At 57.2% G+C, this 14,923-nt stretch carries 17 protein-coding genes; 10 read left to right on the top strand and 7 right to left on the bottom strand.

The features are described 5' to 3' along the window. Positions 1-11: 11 nt before the first annotated feature. Positions 12-800, bottom strand: coding sequence for an SDR family NAD(P)-dependent oxidoreductase (locus GA0061101_RS20260; RefSeq protein ID WP_051964338.1), 789 nt, complete (start codon positions 798-800; stop codon positions 12-14). Between the two features lie 242 nt (positions 801-1,042). Between GA0061101_RS20260 and GA0061101_RS20255 the strand changes: the two genes are divergently transcribed. The 7 genes from GA0061101_RS20255 (at position 1,043) to GA0061101_RS20225 (ending at position 7,928) form a co-directional block, all read left to right on the top strand. Continuing rightward, a complete protein-coding gene (locus GA0061101_RS20255) occupies positions 1,043-1,612 on the top strand; it encodes a helix-turn-helix domain-containing protein (protein WP_245297513.1) in 570 nt (189 codons plus the stop codon). A 165-nt stretch (positions 1,613-1,777) separates the two neighbouring features. Then, on the top strand, positions 1,778-2,605 hold the full coding sequence (locus GA0061101_RS20250; RefSeq protein ID WP_092574831.1) for an alpha/beta fold hydrolase: 828 nt from the start codon (positions 1,778-1,780) through the stop codon (positions 2,603-2,605). 28 nt (positions 2,606-2,633) lie between these two features. Then, positions 2,634-3,851, top strand: a complete 1,218-nt coding sequence (locus GA0061101_RS20245; RefSeq protein ID WP_092574627.1) for an MFS transporter — start codon at positions 2,634-2,636, stop codon at positions 3,849-3,851. A 71-nt stretch (positions 3,852-3,922) separates the two neighbouring features. After that, complete coding sequence (locus GA0061101_RS20240; RefSeq protein ID WP_092574624.1) at positions 3,923-4,297, top strand: c-type cytochrome; 375 nt, start codon at positions 3,923-3,925, stop codon at positions 4,295-4,297. 21 nt (positions 4,298-4,318) lie between these two features. Further along, entirely contained in the window at positions 4,319-4,768 is a 450-nt protein-coding gene (locus GA0061101_RS20235; RefSeq protein WP_092574622.1) for a (2Fe-2S)-binding protein, read from the top strand. A gap of 11 nt (positions 4,769-4,779) precedes the next feature. Next, positions 4,780-6,933, top strand: a complete 2,154-nt coding sequence (locus tag GA0061101_RS20230; protein WP_092574620.1) for a xanthine dehydrogenase family protein molybdopterin-binding subunit — start codon at positions 4,780-4,782, stop codon at positions 6,931-6,933. A 122-nt stretch (positions 6,934-7,055) separates the two neighbouring features. Further along, positions 7,056-7,928, top strand: a complete 873-nt coding sequence (locus tag GA0061101_RS20225) for a GNAT family protein (protein WP_037201675.1) — start codon at positions 7,056-7,058, stop codon at positions 7,926-7,928. Positions 7,929-8,140: 212 nt separating this feature from the next. Here the strand turns inward: GA0061101_RS20225 and GA0061101_RS20215 are convergent, their stop codons facing one another. The 6 genes from GA0061101_RS20215 to GA0061101_RS20190 form a co-directional block, all read right to left on the bottom strand. After that, positions 8,141-8,557, bottom strand: coding sequence for a DUF302 domain-containing protein (locus GA0061101_RS20215; protein ID WP_037201645.1), 417 nt, complete (start codon positions 8,555-8,557; stop codon positions 8,141-8,143). After that, positions 8,554-9,321, bottom strand: a complete 768-nt coding sequence (locus tag GA0061101_RS20210; protein WP_092574618.1) for an aquaporin — start codon at positions 9,319-9,321, stop codon at positions 8,554-8,556. Before GA0061101_RS20210 ends, GA0061101_RS20215 begins: the two co-directional genes overlap by 4 nt. Position 9,322: 1 nt before the next feature. Beyond that, entirely contained in the window at positions 9,323-9,667 is a 345-nt protein-coding gene (locus tag GA0061101_RS20205; protein ID WP_051964374.1) for an SH3-like domain-containing protein, read from the bottom strand. Then, positions 9,664-10,311 (bottom strand): nitrile hydratase subunit alpha, encoded by a 648-nt coding sequence (locus GA0061101_RS20200; RefSeq protein WP_037201638.1) that lies wholly within the window; start codon positions 10,309-10,311, stop codon positions 9,664-9,666. The genes GA0061101_RS20205 and GA0061101_RS20200 overlap by 4 nt, the downstream gene beginning before the upstream one ends. 1 nt (position 10,312) lies before the next feature. Beyond that, positions 10,313-10,648, bottom strand: coding sequence for an SH3-like domain-containing protein (locus tag GA0061101_RS20195; RefSeq protein WP_037201636.1), 336 nt, complete (start codon positions 10,646-10,648; stop codon positions 10,313-10,315). 133 nt (positions 10,649-10,781) lie between these two features. Continuing rightward, complete coding sequence (locus GA0061101_RS20190) at positions 10,782-11,618, bottom strand: alpha/beta fold hydrolase (protein ID WP_092574616.1); 837 nt, start codon at positions 11,616-11,618, stop codon at positions 10,782-10,784. Between the two features lie 223 nt (positions 11,619-11,841). On the opposite strand from GA0061101_RS20190, the gene GA0061101_RS20185 reads away from it, so the two are divergent. From GA0061101_RS20185 to GA0061101_RS20175, 3 genes are all read left to right on the top strand, one after another. Beyond that, positions 11,842-13,242, top strand: coding sequence for a dihydrolipoyl dehydrogenase family protein (locus tag GA0061101_RS20185; protein WP_092574615.1), 1,401 nt, complete (start codon positions 11,842-11,844; stop codon positions 13,240-13,242). A 25-nt stretch (positions 13,243-13,267) separates the two neighbouring features. After that, positions 13,268-14,125 (top strand): alpha/beta fold hydrolase, encoded by an 858-nt coding sequence (locus tag GA0061101_RS20180; protein ID WP_092574614.1) that lies wholly within the window; start codon positions 13,268-13,270, stop codon positions 14,123-14,125. A gap of 133 nt (positions 14,126-14,258) precedes the next feature. Then, positions 14,259-14,923, top strand: a 665-nt coding sequence (locus GA0061101_RS20175; RefSeq protein WP_141694096.1) for an IS5 family transposase, incomplete at its 3' end; no start/stop codon positions are given.

The raw sequence follows: 14,923 nt of genomic DNA, 5'->3' as shown, positions 1-14,923 counted from the left end.
GAACAGGCGGGCTAGGCGCTATACCCACCGTCGACGTTCAACACGCTGCCTGTGATGAAAGACGCGCCCGGACCAGCAAGAAACGTGACTGCACTTGCAACTTCCGAGGGCCTCCCAAGCCTCTTCAGGGCAGTTGAAGCGCGTTCGGATTCGATGATGTCCGGTGAAACTGCAACGGCGTCGAAAGCGATGGCGCCCATCTGGACGACGTTGATCGAGATTCCGCGCGGTCCCAGGTCATGCGCCGCGCCCTTGCAGAAGGCGGTCAACGCGGCACGAGTTGCCGCAAAATCGGCAAGGCCCGGCGTTCCGACACGATCCGCAAGGCTAGAACCAAGGGCAATAACGCGCCCACCACTGGTCATGACCCGTATCACTGCTCGTATGAGCGCGATGTTAGATTTGACGTTCATAGAATATTGCAACTCAACCTGATCCTCATCGAGGTCATCGTCGTCGACTTGCCATTGGACACGATACTCAGAGTTCGCGACCAAGACGTCAATCCTTCCGAATTCCGCGATAACCTGTCGAACCAGCTGGGTATGCTGTGTCGAACTACAATCCGTGGGTGCTCTAAACACCACGACTTTACAGCCGACGCCACGGAGTTCGTCCAGCGAAGCAGGCTCAACCTCCGTGTCGAGAAGCGTCAATGCCAGATTGGCGCCGCACTGAGCCAGCGCGGCAGCTGTGGCCATGCCGACCCCTTCATCCGCTCGGGTCAAAAGCGCTACTTGTCCAGCCAGGGGCCGGACCCTATCAGACCGTCCATCGAAAGTGACGTCATCCTGTTGCATTTGGTGCTTGAAGCTCCCTGTCTGCCTAGCTTCACATATAGGCACGCCCTAGATCCGTTTATTGTATCATCGGGCGCCCACGCGAACCTTCAAGTAGTAGGCAACCGTGGTCGCGAAATCGGTGTTGTTAACGGAACGCGCTCCGGGTCGTTAACGCCCTAACATCTCTTAACATCGCTTAGCTCGTGTTACGGGGCAGCCTGCAGCTACCTTTCAGCCATCGAAGCAGAAAGGACGCTGCCATGACACGAACGGTTTCATTCATTCCATTCCTCGTAGGCCCGGGCGGTGAACGCGTCTGGGGTCTCGGACCCCAGGACACCGCAATCGATCTCCGTCCGGAAAGTCGTGTTCGGCTCGCTGACATGGCGGACGGCCCCCGCCGGAACTGCCACAAGACCGTTGCGGGGCTTTCCGATTGGCAGAAGAACAAGGTGGTCCGCTACATAGATGAGAACATCGATGGTTGCATCCGTGTCCAGGAGTTGGGCGACCAAGTCCGCTTGAGCGCGAGTCGGTTCTCGAAGGGTTTCAAGGTCTCGTTCGGCCGCTCGCCCTATGACTACGTTTTAAGTCGCCGCGTCGATGCCGCGAAATATCTCATTTCTTCGACAGACGAGCCGCTGAGCCAAATCGCCCATGCGTGTGGTCTGAGTGACCAGGCGCATCTCTCGAAGGTGTTCAAGCGCTTGGTTGGTGTCACCCCGCTCAAGTGGCGGCGCCTGAGCGCTGCCAAGTGCACCACTCAACACACTCCAGCGTCGTGGCGTCGCCTTGGCTCGGCAGACCTGCATGCATTTGCAAACGCCTGATTAGAAGGCGCCCATCTCAAGACGAGAGTGACGAAAATGTCCAATGAATTTCTCATCAGCCGCCGCGATACGCTGCTGGCCGGTGCCGCTTTAACCGCATCGTTTGCAATCGGCATGCCGCAAGAGACCCAAGCTGCAGCCAAAACAAAAAAAGGAAACCGCCACATGAGCTTTGTCACGACAAAAGACGGCACCAAAATCGCTTACAAGGATTGGGGCAAGGGGCAGCCGATCCTTTTCTCGCACGGCTGGCCACTTTCGAGTGACGCCTGGGACGCACAGATGCTGTATTTCGGCATGAATGGCTACCGGGTCATTGCACACGACCGTCGTGGCCATGGAAAATCTGATCAGCCGTGGACCGGTAATAATATGGATCAGTATGCAGACGATCTCGCTGAGGTAATCGAGCACCTCGATCTGAAGGACTTGGTCATGATCGGCCACTCCACCGGCGGCGGCGAAGTAGCGCATTACATTGGCCGTCACGGAACCAAGCGGGTTTCAAAAGTGGTGCTAGTCGGAGCAGTCCCGCCGCTGATGCTCAAAACCGATGCCAATCCCGAAGGCACTCCCATTGAAGCCTTCGACGGCATCCGAAAGGGCACGGCGACCGATCGCTCTCAGTTCTACAAGGATCTGACGATGCCTTTCTATGGCTTCAATCGCGAGGGCGCCAAGGTCAACGAAGGCCTCCGTGAAACGTTCTGGCTGATGGGAATGGAAGGCGGAATCAAGGGCGAATACGATTGCATTCGCGAATTTTCGGAGGTCGACTACACGGACGATCTCAAGAAAATCGACAAGCCGACCCTAATCATTCATGGGGACGACGATCAGATCGTGCCGATCGCCGCAGCTGGCCTCAAGAGCGCAAAGATCGTCAAGAATGCGACACTCAAGGTCTATCCGGGTGCGCCTCACGGTCTGGCTCAGACGCAGGCTGAAAAGTTCAACGCTGACGTGATGACCTTCATCAAGGCAGCATCATAACTGCCAGGCTGGCGCAGAGGCGATCCAAATGACTTCCATTTCAAGCGAACGCGCGGCAGGTCAGTCGCTGGCGCCAGCCTACATCATGGCATTAGGCACCTTTGCTATTGGCACGGAGGGGTTCATGATTGTTCCCCTTCTGCCAAAAATGGGTGAGGATCTTTCACTTCCGGTCTCGGCACTGGGTAGCCTGGTCACCGTCTTCACCCTTACCTTGGCGATCACATCGCCACTCCTAACCATCCTGTTTGGAAGGGTCGACCGCAAACGTCTGCTCGTCCTGACCATGGCGGCTTTCGCGTTGGCTAATCTGGTGGCTTGGGCATCCCAAGGATACTGGGGAATTTTTTCTGCTCGTGTCCTACTGGCCATGGCGGCGGGACTTTACACCCCGAACGCCAACGCCTTGATGGGTGCCTTAGTTGTGCCAGAGAAACGCGGTCGGGCCCTTGCCATTTTGAACGGTGGTTTGACTATAGCAATCGCAATCGGGCTGCCAATTGGCTCACTCGTTGGAAACGCCCTCGGGTGGCGGGTGACTTTCCTTGGCGTCGCAGCCCTGTCGATCATCGCAGTGGTCGCGCTGGTTGCAAAACTGCCTCGTACCGATGGAACAGAAATGCACGTTGCGTCGGTCTCCGAGCGCCTCGCGATTGTTAAACGCCCCCAGGTCTTCCGGGAACTGGTTGTGATCTTCTTCTGGGCGCTCGGTACCTATTCGGTATGGACCTACATCGCTCCGTATCTGAGCCAGGTCGATGGCCTTGGCCCAAATGGAATTAGCGCCATTGTCTCGGTATGGGGGATCGGCGCTGCAATCGGCATCGTACTTGGTGGCACCCTGAATGATCTGATGGGAGCAAGACCGGTGGTCGCCGCAAGCCTGACCCTCGCCGTGTCAGTTTTCCTCTCGCTTATATTCTTTGCAAGATTTCTGACGCCCGATCAGGCCATTGTTCCGACGGTCATTGCTATTGCTTTTTGGGGTATCGCGATCTGGGCATTCTATCCAGCACAGATTGCCACATTGATTCAGGTCGGCCAGCCCGCGGTGCCAATCGCAGTCTCACTCAGCACGTCGTTCATGTACCTGGGCTTTGCCGTGGGCAGCGCCATCGGATCCGTCGTGCTCTCGCGAGGCGGTGTCGGTGACCTGGGCATTACCGGCGTGATCGGGGAAGGCATCGCTCTTCTCATTGCTACCTACGCGAGTGCGAGGATTAGGCAACCTAGAAGCGTCACTTAAAAATCGAATTCGACAAGGGCGGCAAGAGATTGCTGCCCGTTTCGCCATTCCAGTTTTCCAAAGGAGGAACCATGGAAAAGTTGCAGGCCGTCATGATTGCCGTGGGAATGATCGTGCTTGGGGCCTCGTCGGTCCGAGCCGATGCAGATCCAGACAAGGGCAAAAAGGTCTTTGCCCGCTGTAGTGCCTGTCACGCGACGACTGAGCAAAACAAGGTCGGTCCGGGCCTTCTGAATGTTGTCGGTCGCCCTGCTGGAAGCATTGCTGGGTACAACTATTCCGCTGCGTTGAAGGGGTCTGGTCTCACATGGGATGAGCCTACTCTCGACGCTTTCCTTAAAGCGCCAGCCGCCTTGGTCAAGGGGACCCGCATGAGCGCGTCAATCCCGCAAGACCAGGATCGAGCAGATGTCATCAGCTACCTGAAAACACTGACAGCGCAATAGAGACCCAGGAAGGTTAGACCAATGAAGACGATCACCATCAACGGCAAAACACATGAAGTCGATGTCCCGGACGACATGCCACTGCTTTGGGTTTTGAGAGACGTGCTTGGCATGACCGGAACCAAATACGGCTGCGGCATCGCCCAATGTGGAGCCTGTACCGTCCTGATAGACAACATGGCAGTTCGATCCTGTCAGACAACCATGGATATGATCGATGCTCAACAGATCACCACGATCGAGGGCGTCGGTGAGACCGAGAACGGGCGCAAAATACAGACGGCGTGGCTCGAAAAAGAGGTTGTCCAGTGCGGGTACTGTCAATCCGGCCAGATCATGTCGGCAACCGCGCTTCTTAATAGCAACGCGAAGCCGACAGACTCCGACATCGATGATGCAATGGCAGGCAACATTTGCCGTTGTGGCACTTATGTCCGGATCCGCGACGCGATCCACACGGCAGCGGCATAGAGGGGACTGACATGATCAATAATCTTCATTCCCGTCGCGGGTTCCTCAAGGGCACCGTCCTGGCAACCGGAGGTCTTGTCTTGGCGGTTCAACTGCCACGGATGGGGCGAGCAAGCGGCCCGGCGAGTTCCTCTGAAGATGTCGCCTTCACGCCCAACGCCTTTGTGAAAATTGATGAAAGCGGCATCACCCTGATCATGCCGCACACGGAGGTGGGGCAGGGTATCTATACATCCAGCGCGATGTTGATGGCAGAAGAGCTTGAGCTACGGCTGGACCAGTTAAAAGTGGAAGCAGCACCGCCGGACATTTCGAAATATATGGATCCCATCTTGTACGACCAGGCGACTGGTGGGTCGACGTCAACTCGTTCCGATTGGATGCGGCTACGGCAAGCAGCCGCTACGGCGCGTACCATGCTTGTTGGAGCGGCGGCCGCCAAGTGGCGGGTCGATCCAGCGCAGTGTCGGGTCCATGAGGGGACGATCTATCACGACGCCTCAAATCGATCGTCGACCTACTATGACATTGCGGCCGAGGCGGCAAAGCTGCCCGTTCCAGCCGATGTTCCATTGAAGGACGCTTCTCAGTTCAAAGTCATCGGAACGCGAGCTAAGAGGCTCGACACTCCCGGGAAAGTCAACGGTTCGGTCGTCTACGGTCTGGATATCAGGGTCCCCGGCATGAAATATGCGACGCTGGCGATATCTCCGGTGACCGGTGGCCGTTTCAAAAAAATGGACGAAGCTGCGGCTCGCGCCGTGAAAGGTGTCCTCGACATCGTGACCGCCGATAATGCCGCTGTTGCGGTGATCGGCGAACACATGTGGGCGGCGAAGCAAGGCCTGGACGCCCTCAATATCGAATGGGAGTCGGGTGAAAACGGCGCCGTCACCTTGGACACTATTGTCGCCAAGATGGACCAGGTATCGCAACAGCCGGGGGTCGTCATCCGCGACGAAAATAAAGCGGCTGACGTAATAGCAAACGCCCCAACAAAGCTCTCGGCGATTTACCGCTCGCCGTTCCTGTCGCATTCACCGATGGAACCCCTGAATTGCACCCTGCATATTCAGGACGACCGGGCGGAGGTCTGGGTAGGCACACAGGTGCCTGTCCGCACACAAAAGGCGGTCGCCGACATCACAGGGCTGCCGGTCGAAAAAGTCACCGTGAACAATCAGTTGATGGGTGGAGCGTTTGGACGCCGGTTGGACGTCGACACGATCGAGCTGGCGGCTAAACTCCTGAAGGGCACCCGCTACCCCGTCAAACTGGTCTGGACGCGCGAACAGGACATGACGCACGACTATTACCGCCCATATTACTACGATCGGGTGGCCGCAGGCCTCGACAAGGACGGCCGCTTGATTGGCCGCACGCATCGGGTGACCGGGTCCTCCATTTTCGCACGGTGGGCGCCGGCAGCGTTCAAGAATGGCATCGATCCTGATGCCGTCGATTGCGCGTCGGAGACCCCCTACGATGAAGAGGCCGTTTTTGCGGATTATGTTCGCGACGAGCCTGCGGGTGTTAATACCAGCTGGTGGAGAGGTGTCGGGGCATCGCACAATCTCTTTGTAGTCGAGAGCTTTGTGGATGAGATGGCGACCGCGACAAAGCAGGACCCGCTTGAGTTTCGCCGGAAGATGCTCACGAAGAATCCGCGAGCACTTGCGGTACTGAACCTTGCCGCGGAGAAAGCAGGCTGGGGTCAAGCATTGCCGCCGGGAAGGGGCAAAGGCATCAGCCTTCAAGTGGCTTTTGGAAGCTATCTCGCCCACATCCTGGAAATTGAGATCACCGATGAAAAGGAGGTGCGCCTCCTTCGCTCGGTCATCGCGGTTGATTGCGGCGTTGTGATCAATCCAGACACCGTTGTCGCCCAGATGGAGGGTGGAGTGATCTTTGGCCTGAGCAGCGCGATGTTCAATCAGGTCACGTTCACTGATGGTGCTGTCGATCAGACAAACTTCGACACCTATCGGGTACTTCGTATCAACGAGGCACCCAAGGTCGAGGTCTATCAGATCAAGAGTGGCGAAGCGCCCGGAGGTGTCGGCGAGGCAGGAACGGCCGCTGCAGCCGGGGCACTTGGCAACGCGATCTTTGCGGCAACAGGAAAGCGGATTCGCTCCCTACCGCTTGCCGAGGCACTTGCGTAATACCGCAGGACTGCAGGCCGCATGTTCAATCGCGGCCTGCAGTACGGGAAGACCCAGCTTTCACCTTGAAGGCGTTGAGAAATATGTTCCTTTTCACTGAGAAGAGAATGCGAGAGAACCGTATGAACATCCAGCCAATTGAAATTCAGGCAAACTTGTCGAGGACAATCCGCGCGATCGAGGCCGAAGCATGGATGGACATGCTGGATGCCGCGCCGCCGTCGGTTCGGAAGCAATTGGGGATCGAGACTTTCCGGAGCGACAATGCGTGCTTTCTAGCCTGTCGTGAGCTTTCTGCCGTCCCCTTCAATCGCGGATTTGCCGTTGAACCGCAGTGGTCTGCTAACGATAAGGAGATGGCAGAAGGGGTGCGATGGCTGGATCGCAACGCATCGAAAACGTGGGTAATTCAAGTTGACGAGGAGGGCTTCAATGCTTCCAGTGCCGCTCTGTCCCGAATGGGGGTCATACAGAAGGACAGTGGTTGGATAAAATTCTTCTCCAGAGCGGTCCCTCACATTGTGCCGAACGAACCCAGGATCGAAATAGCTGATGGTAACCGCAAGGCGAGCGACTTCGCCAACGTGATTAACGCGGGGTATGGCTTTCCAACCGCGACTTTCGAGTGGTTCAAAGCGCTCGCCAGCCGGGACAGGTGGACGTGCTATGTCGCGTATGCCGACGATGAGCCTTGCTCAGCAGGAGCGGCTTTTGTCGGATCTGCTGGGGCATGGTTTGGCGTCGATGCAACACTAGTCAGCGCGAGAGGGAAGGGCCTCCAGTCAGCAGTGATAGCGCGGCGTTTACGCGATGTCAGGGACAAGGGAGCCGTCATCGCAATGGCCGAGACTGGCCGACCTGCGACCGTCGATAGTCCATTGGGCACGAGCTTCAGGAATTATCAGCGGGCGGGCTTCGAGGCTCAGCACTATTCGGCGAACTTCGCTCGGGATCGGAGCGTTCCGCGCGGTGCAACGCCCGTTTTCATGATGTAGTGAAGAAGCGCAACCTGATGGTACGCTTCTTCTTCGGCCGAGAATTACCGGGCGGGCTGACGCATTGGCTTCAGGGCCACCCCCTTTGTGCAGTTCTCCCAAGAGCGTGGTGGTTCCGGAGGTGACCGCTTCGTTAGGAATGAAAATGTCATCGTCATTGATGAACTGGGTATAGAAAGGCGCCGGAACCGGCTGGTCGATTGGCACCGCGTTCAGGTGTTCTTGTCTAGCGAGGGCGGGACGGTGTTCATCGCCTCATCAGCGGCGCCCGCAAGCGCCTGGCTCATTTTGAGGATGACCTCTTTTGCACCCAATCCATGCCGCTCGGCGACGAAAGACGGCTCGTTGTACGAAAGCCAATGCCCTTCGGGGGTGCTCCACGCCAACGCCTTCAGTGGCAGATCAATGCCCGCCCGCTGGTCGAGCAGGAGCAACTCGGTGCCGACTTTGGGATTGCCAAAAATTGTCAGCAAAGTGGGGCCAAGATGCAATCCCACGGCTTCTGCGTCGGCAGCGAAGTCTATTCGAGCAAAAACCTTCATCCCTCGTGCGACAATCGCCCGCTCGAATGCCGCCATCGTATCGGCTGGGTTTGTATGGGTCTTCAGAACAGTCAATCCGGCGGTCATGTGAGCTTCTCCTGGGAAGAGCCAGCGAGTGCGGTGTTTCCGGCAGGCTCAGAGGTGGAACCGAAGGCGATCTTATTGATGCCGATCGCCACGACCATCCCCATCACCTGGGTTGCGACGAAAGCGATGGCAGTCATGGGCGCCAAGGCAACAGGCCCCGAAGCGAAGGCGGCAGCTAGCGTTACCGCTGGGTTGGCATAAGAGGTGGATGGAGTGGCGAGGATCGCGCTGACCAACCAAGAGCCGACTGCAAAGGGGCCGGTGTCCCATCTGCTGCTTCGTGCGCATCCCAAGACGACTGTCATCAGTCCAGCAGAGGCTACTAACTCGCTAAGGAGCATCCCGAAGGAAGGAAATTCAGGAGAGACCGTCCGAAACGGGCTTCCAAACATCTGCCCAGCTACCAATGCCCCGACAACGCCACCAATAATTTGAGCGATGACGTAGCCTACAGTGCAGTCGCCTTTACGCTCGCCCCCAAGCCACTGTGCGAATGTTATTAGCGGGTTGTAATGGCCGCCGGAAACCTTCCCCAGGGCAACGATCAAGCCAACCAGGGATCCAGCGATCGCAATCGCGATTATGAGCGATGCTGGTAACGGCTGAGCTTTCGCGAACGTCGAGACCGCGAGGCCCGACCCGACCATGGCAATCGCAAGAAGCCCGGTTCCCACGCTCTCCACAAAAGCCCGCCTAAAAAGAGACAGGGCGGGGTCGCGTTCGAAAAAGCACCGGACGTTTGCGGGAAGAGAGGTCTCGGCCATTTTAGGATGCCGATTGCTGACTTGCGAGCCAACGCCTTTCGACCTCTTCCATTTTGACTGCAAGTTCCCCGGGCGTCAGAATGCCCTTCTGGAAGAGGATGTTGGCAAATGCGGCGATCCACCGCTCATAGTAAGTGAGCTTGCCGACCATTTCAGATCCGAGTGCCTCAACACCGCGGCGCTTTTCCTCGGTGTTGATTATTTTGTGAAAGTCGAGGACGTCGGCCAGGGCATGGCAACGCTTCTCCCAAGGAAGTAGCTCGTGCTCAACGCGTTCGATTTTTCCGGCAGACTCGCCACCGATATCGTTCGGTAGCTTTTTGACGAGTAGTTCTGAGCCCATCACGCGGCCTCCTTTTCGTAGCTTACAGGGATCACGCCGATCATGGCGTCGCGTGTGACGAGGTCGGCGAGCTCGTCTTCGCTCAGAGCTTCTGTTCCAGCAGGGCGCAAAGGCAGGACCAGGTATCGGATGACAGCCGTGGAGTCGCTGACGCGGATCTCAACGTCGTCCGGGATGTGGGTGCCGAACTCCTCCAGCACCGCTCTCGGTTCATGGACGGCGCGAGCTCGGTACGGCTTCAGTTTGTACCAGTCTGGTGGCAGACCAAGGACGGGCCGGGGATAGCAGGAGCACAAGGTGCAGACGATCAGATTGTGGACGTCCGCCGTGTTCTCGAGCACGATCAGTTGCGTATCGTCGTAGAATGTGATGCCCAGTTCTTCGCAGGCGGTGCGTCCGTTTTCTAGGAGCCGTTCCTTGTAAGCGGGATCCATCCAAGCCCGGGCGACGACCTTGGCGCCGAGTGTGGGAGTTCGCGAGTCGAGGACTTCGATCTGCCTTCTGATCTCGTCGGCACCGAAAAGCTTGCGCTCAACCAGTAGTTCTCTGACAGCGGTTTCCATTATCTCGTAGTATCCAGGACGTTCGTCGGCCGTGATAGCCTCGTGAGGGTGATCATGATCGTGGTCATGGCCGTGGTCGGTCATCTCAAATCCTTTCCAGCCAATTTTCGAAAATCTCAATTCGCAAGCCATCGTTGGGCGAGCCCACATAGTCGGACCAAATCTCCGTCATCGGGATGGCGATGCGGTAGTAGTGCCCTTTGGAACCGGCGTTGCGTCCATAGGCCTCTTCTTCGTTATCAACGGCCATCGTAGGGATGACTTCCTCTACGGTTCCGAGTTTCCCGCGCAGGTAAGTTGGCACTCGGTAGTGCCCAATAGGCGAGCGGGTAGCGATCGTTACGCGATCGCCTGGCGCGAAAACGGGTACCTCGCCTAGCGCTGGCACAACTCCGCCGATATGCGTTGCCGCAGTCTGCATAAGGATTCTCCTTGAGAGCAATTGGCTTCAAAATGACTGAGCGCTAGCCACATTCTTGTAAGATGCTGTCGCCGCGGAATTCGGATTACAAAGTGGGTGAAGAACGTCGGCAACTCAAACTTGCACGCTCCATTTATACCGACCTGTAACCGTCCATGATCCAGCTTGAGACCAGTCGTGCATAGTCCGCCGAGGCATCTTCCCAAACGAAATGACCTGCCTCGACGATCTCGGCCAGGCTGTGGGGAAGAAGTCCTGCCAGGAAGTCCCCATTTGATAGGGGAACAAGCGGGTCATCTTTGCCGGAAATAACCAAAACTGGCGTCTGAATGTCGGGAAGGAGCTTTTCGAGCCGGGGCAAATCGGTGGAATAGGCCCGAACGAAATCTGCAGCTTCGTTCCAGCGTTGGCCCTCAGAAGACAGTCGGTAGTCTTCGAGGATCTCCGTTGGAATTGTAACTCTCGCCGAACCTGAAACGAATTTCACGACCTGTTCGCCGCCGTCCGAGCCGACATATGAGGCTTTTTTCGATGCTGCCACCTGTGCCAACGACTCGCCCAGCAGGGGCATGCTGGCGCCACCGCTGCCTGCAACGATGCTCTCGAAAAGGTCTGGCCGCTTGGATGCGGCGAACAGCGTGGCCAAGGTACCCACATCGGGTGCGATAACGTGCGCCCGCTCGATTCCGAAGGCAGTCATGAGTTTTATCACGAAATTACCCATCGCGTCCGGCGACATCAAATCTTCTCGGGCGCTAGATTGACCGAATCCTGGGAGATCTACCGCGATGACGGGTCCGAGTTTGCAGAGGTCCGACCAAACGAGATTGAAAGCAAAGATGCTCTCCGGCCATGGAGCTGTCAGTAGCAACGGGATGCCATTTTCCTTCCCCGCCTTCACGTATCGTATCGAGAGGCCATCGACGGGCAGGTGGTCGATTTTTTCTTTGATGAAGATGCCGTTAGCCATGTGAATGCTCCTCATTTTCGGCGCCTTGGCCGCGACTGAATTCCCCCCAAACTCGCAGGTGAGCCCGCTCCGGTCTTTGACGATCCGGCTTTTGTTTTGAGGAGGGTATGCTTGTCTCGGCGCTGATGGCTATGAACGCTTGGTCGCGGCTAGAGATCGAATTTTACAAGACCGCGTTCTGAGATTTCCGCTTCATAGGGGCATCAACGTAACGAGGTGCACCATGAATTCGGTCGACAAATTCGACATTTTGATCTTTGGCGGTGGCAAAGCTGGCAAGACGCTGGCCATGGACCAAGCAAAGGCGGGCAAGAAGGTAGCGGTCGTTGAGGCGGGTCTCATCGGTGGCTCGTGCATCAACATCGCCTGCATTCCCAGCAAGACACTTATCCGCAGCGCCGAAGTCGCGCATTCCATGAAGGGGATTTCCGAGTTCGGGATCACGGCCGACAACGTCCGTAGCAGTCTCGATCTTGTTCGCGATCGCACCGCGCGTGTCGTGGCGGAGATGGTTGCAACAAACCAAGCCGGTTTCGACGCAAGCGGCTTCGATCTTGTCTTGGGCTGGGGTAAGTTCATCGCCCCGAAAACAATTCAGGTTGAGACCGCGTCTGGAACGAGAACTGTTTCGGGAGAACAAGTTTTTATCAATTTGGGAACGACAGCAGACGTACCAGATCTTCCGGGTCTCGCGGGCGCAGCCCCGATCACCCACGTCGAAGCTCTGCAGCTTGGCGACCTTCCCACGAAGTTGATCGTAATCGGCGGTGGCTACATTGGAATGGAACTGGGCCAAGCGTTCCGTCGCCTGGGTTCAGAGGTCGCCATACTGGAGCGGGGACCCCGGCTTGCTCCGCGGGAAGACATAGACGTCAGCGAAGGCATTCTGAAGATCCTCGGTGGCGAGGGGATAGAGGTGGCGCTCAGCGCCTACGACCTCTCCGTTAGCGGGCGCTCAGGCGAGAGTGTCACTGTCCGTAGCGCGGATGGTCGAGTATTCGAGGGATCGCACATCCTCGTGGCCTCGGGCCGACGTCCCCGAACAGCGGGAATCGGGCTCGAACTGGCAGGTGTCGAGGTCGACGATCGAGGTTTCATCAAGGTTGACGACCATCTTCGGACGACCGCCGACGGCGTCTGGGCGATGGGTGAAGTCGCCGGAACTCCTATGTTCACCCACGCGTCCCTTGATGACTACCGCGTGGTCAAGAGCACCATGGCGGGCGGCAACCGAACCACAAAGGGTCGAATGATCCCGTACTGCGTCTTTATCGATCCGGAATTTGCGCGGATCGGGATGAACGAAGCGGAAGCGCTCAAGGAAGGCATTGAGTACCGCGTCGCGAAGCTTCCGATGGATGTCGTGCCGCGAGCAAGGACCCTCTCACAACGAAAGGGGTTCATGAAAGCGCTCGTTGCGGTCGATTCCGACGAGATCCTTGGTTTCAGCATGCTCGGCGTGAACGCAGGCGAAGTAATGAGCGTCGTTCAAATGGCGATGCTTGGTGGTCTGCCCTTCACAACGCTTCGCGACGGGATATTCGCCCATCCAACCATCACCGAAGGGCTGAATATGCTGTTTGCGAACGTATCGGCATCAGCTGTTGTTCGCAAAGCCGCGTGACATCGATTTAATAGGACAGAGATCAATGACCTTGGAAAACGCTACAAACACCGAGACGAAATACGCAGACTTGGACGGGCGACGCATTGCCTATCGTTTGATCGGGCAGGGAACCCCACTCGTTCTTGCAGTCCGTTTCAGGGGGACACTTGATGCCTGGGACCCCCTGTTTCTCGACGAGTTGGCCAAGGACTTCACCGTTATCACCTTCGACTATACAGGCTTGGGTGCATCCACGGGAGAACCAACCTACGACCGAGCCTCGCTGGCGAGAGACGCCAAGGACCTGATCGATTTCCTTGGATACAAGAAGGTTGTGATGGGCGGCTGGTCGCTCGGAGGTGTCGTAGCTCAAGTCTTCAGCCTGACGTATCCGGAACTGGTGTCCCATCTGGTTTTGATCGGAACTGCCCCTCCAGGCCATTCCAAGATCAGCGGGGACCCTCTTTTCATGAAGACCGCGATGAAGCCTGTAAACGACCTTGACGACGAAACAATTCTGTTTTTCGAGCCTGAATCTCCTCTGAGCAAAGAGGCTGCTCGACTTTCTCACGAGCGTATAGCTGCTCGAAAAAATGACCGCTCGCCCATGATTCAAGAGGCAACGTTCATGAAGCTTCTCAGCGAAGCAAAGGACCGAACCACCATTTTCCCGGACCCGAACGGACAGCAGATGGAGGACATGGCCGCTGGACGCCATCCTGTCCTCGTCATCAGCGGTGACCACGACATCGCTTGCCCGGTCGACAACTGGTTCGAGGTATCGAACTTCTGGCAGTCGCTTCACATCATAACAGTGCCGCAAGCCGGTCATGCACCCCAACATCAGGTGCCTGAATACGCTGCAGAAGTGATCGCGTCCTTCATCAAGCGAATCCGGTAATTCAACGCTTGCTGTGAGCTTCTAATCGCTCTTCTAACCCCCATGGAGACTTAACAGGATGCGGAAAAAGGCGCTTGCTGCGAGCGGACTGCCGTGATTCCATGCCTCGGTGATTGCTTGGCAGGAGTGGGACATGCGCGGCAGTGATATCCAGACGGCGGGTCTGTTTTCTTATGTGAGCTGCGAAGCCCGCGTTCCAAGCAGCCACCCGCTGCGGCCGATCCGCGCGATTGTGGACGAGGCACTGGAAGTTCTGTCCCCCGATTTCGAGGCGATGTATTCAGCGATCGGCCGCCCGTCGATCCCGCCGGAAAAGTTGCTGCGCGCCCTGTTGTTGCAGGCTTTCTACACGATCCGCTCGGAGCGCCAGCTCATGGAGCAGATGGATTACAATCTGCTGTTTAGATGGTTCGTCGGCTTGTCGATGGATGCACCGATCTGGGACGTCACCGTGTTCACCAAGAACCGCGAGCGCCTGTTGGCGGGCGACATCGCTGCCAAGTTCCTGGCGGCCTTGCTGAGCCAGCCGCGGGTTAAGGCACTGCTGTCGGACGAGCACTTCTCGGTGGACGGTACCTTGATAGAAGCCTGGGCCAGCATGAAGAGCTTCAAGCCCAAGGACGAGACCGATGGTGACGACACCGACGGCAGCGGCGCTGGCAGTGAAGGGAAACAACCGCCAAAGCCCGCAGATCGCAACTCCGAGCGCGATTTCCACGGCGAGAAGCGCAGCAACGCAACCCACGCGTCGACCACCGACCCGGATGCCAGGCTTTACAAGAAGGCTCGCGGTCAGGC

The sequence above is a fragment of the Martinezella lusitana genome (assembly GCF_900094565.1).
Classification (GTDB): Bacteria; Pseudomonadota; Alphaproteobacteria; order Rhizobiales; family Rhizobiaceae; genus Rhizobium; species Rhizobium lusitanum.
This window is presented reverse-complemented; position numbering and strand designations above follow the sequence as displayed.

Excerpts from the sequence above, each read along its gene's own strand:
- GA0061101_RS20235 (WP_092574622.1), top strand. The coding sequence starts at position 4,319 with ATGAAGACGATCACCATCAACGGCAAAACACATGAAGTCGATGTCCCG.
- GA0061101_RS20245 (WP_092574627.1), top strand. The coding sequence starts at position 2,634 with ATGACTTCCATTTCAAGCGAACGCGCGGCAGGTCAGTCGCTGGCGCCA.
- GA0061101_RS20200 (WP_037201638.1), bottom strand. The coding sequence starts at position 10,311 with ATGACCGACCACGGCCATGACCACGATCATGATCACCCTCACGAGGCT.
- GA0061101_RS20225 (WP_037201675.1), top strand. The coding sequence starts at position 7,056 with ATGAACATCCAGCCAATTGAAATTCAGGCAAACTTGTCGAGGACAATC.
- GA0061101_RS20195 (WP_037201636.1), bottom strand. The coding sequence starts at position 10,648 with ATGCAGACTGCGGCAACGCATATCGGCGGAGTTGTGCCAGCGCTAGGC.
- GA0061101_RS20250 (WP_092574831.1), top strand. The coding sequence starts at position 1,778 with ATGAGCTTTGTCACGACAAAAGACGGCACCAAAATCGCTTACAAGGAT.
- GA0061101_RS20255 (WP_245297513.1), top strand. The coding sequence starts at position 1,043 with ATGACACGAACGGTTTCATTCATTCCATTCCTCGTAGGCCCGGGCGGT.
- GA0061101_RS20190 (WP_092574616.1), bottom strand. The coding sequence starts at position 11,618 with ATGGCTAACGGCATCTTCATCAAAGAAAAAATCGACCACCTGCCCGTC.
- GA0061101_RS20230 (WP_092574620.1), top strand. The coding sequence starts at position 4,780 with ATGATCAATAATCTTCATTCCCGTCGCGGGTTCCTCAAGGGCACCGTC.
- GA0061101_RS20210 (WP_092574618.1), bottom strand. The coding sequence starts at position 9,321 with ATGGCCGAGACCTCTCTTCCCGCAAACGTCCGGTGCTTTTTCGAACGC.
- GA0061101_RS20240 (WP_092574624.1), top strand. The coding sequence starts at position 3,923 with ATGGAAAAGTTGCAGGCCGTCATGATTGCCGTGGGAATGATCGTGCTT.
- GA0061101_RS20185 (WP_092574615.1), top strand. The coding sequence starts at position 11,842 with ATGAATTCGGTCGACAAATTCGACATTTTGATCTTTGGCGGTGGCAAA.
- GA0061101_RS20215 (WP_037201645.1), bottom strand. The coding sequence starts at position 8,557 with ATGACCGCCGGATTGACTGTTCTGAAGACCCATACAAACCCAGCCGAT.
- GA0061101_RS20180 (WP_092574614.1), top strand. The coding sequence starts at position 13,268 with ATGACCTTGGAAAACGCTACAAACACCGAGACGAAATACGCAGACTTG.
- GA0061101_RS20260 (WP_051964338.1), bottom strand. The coding sequence starts at position 800 with ATGCAACAGGATGACGTCACTTTCGATGGACGGTCTGATAGGGTCCGG.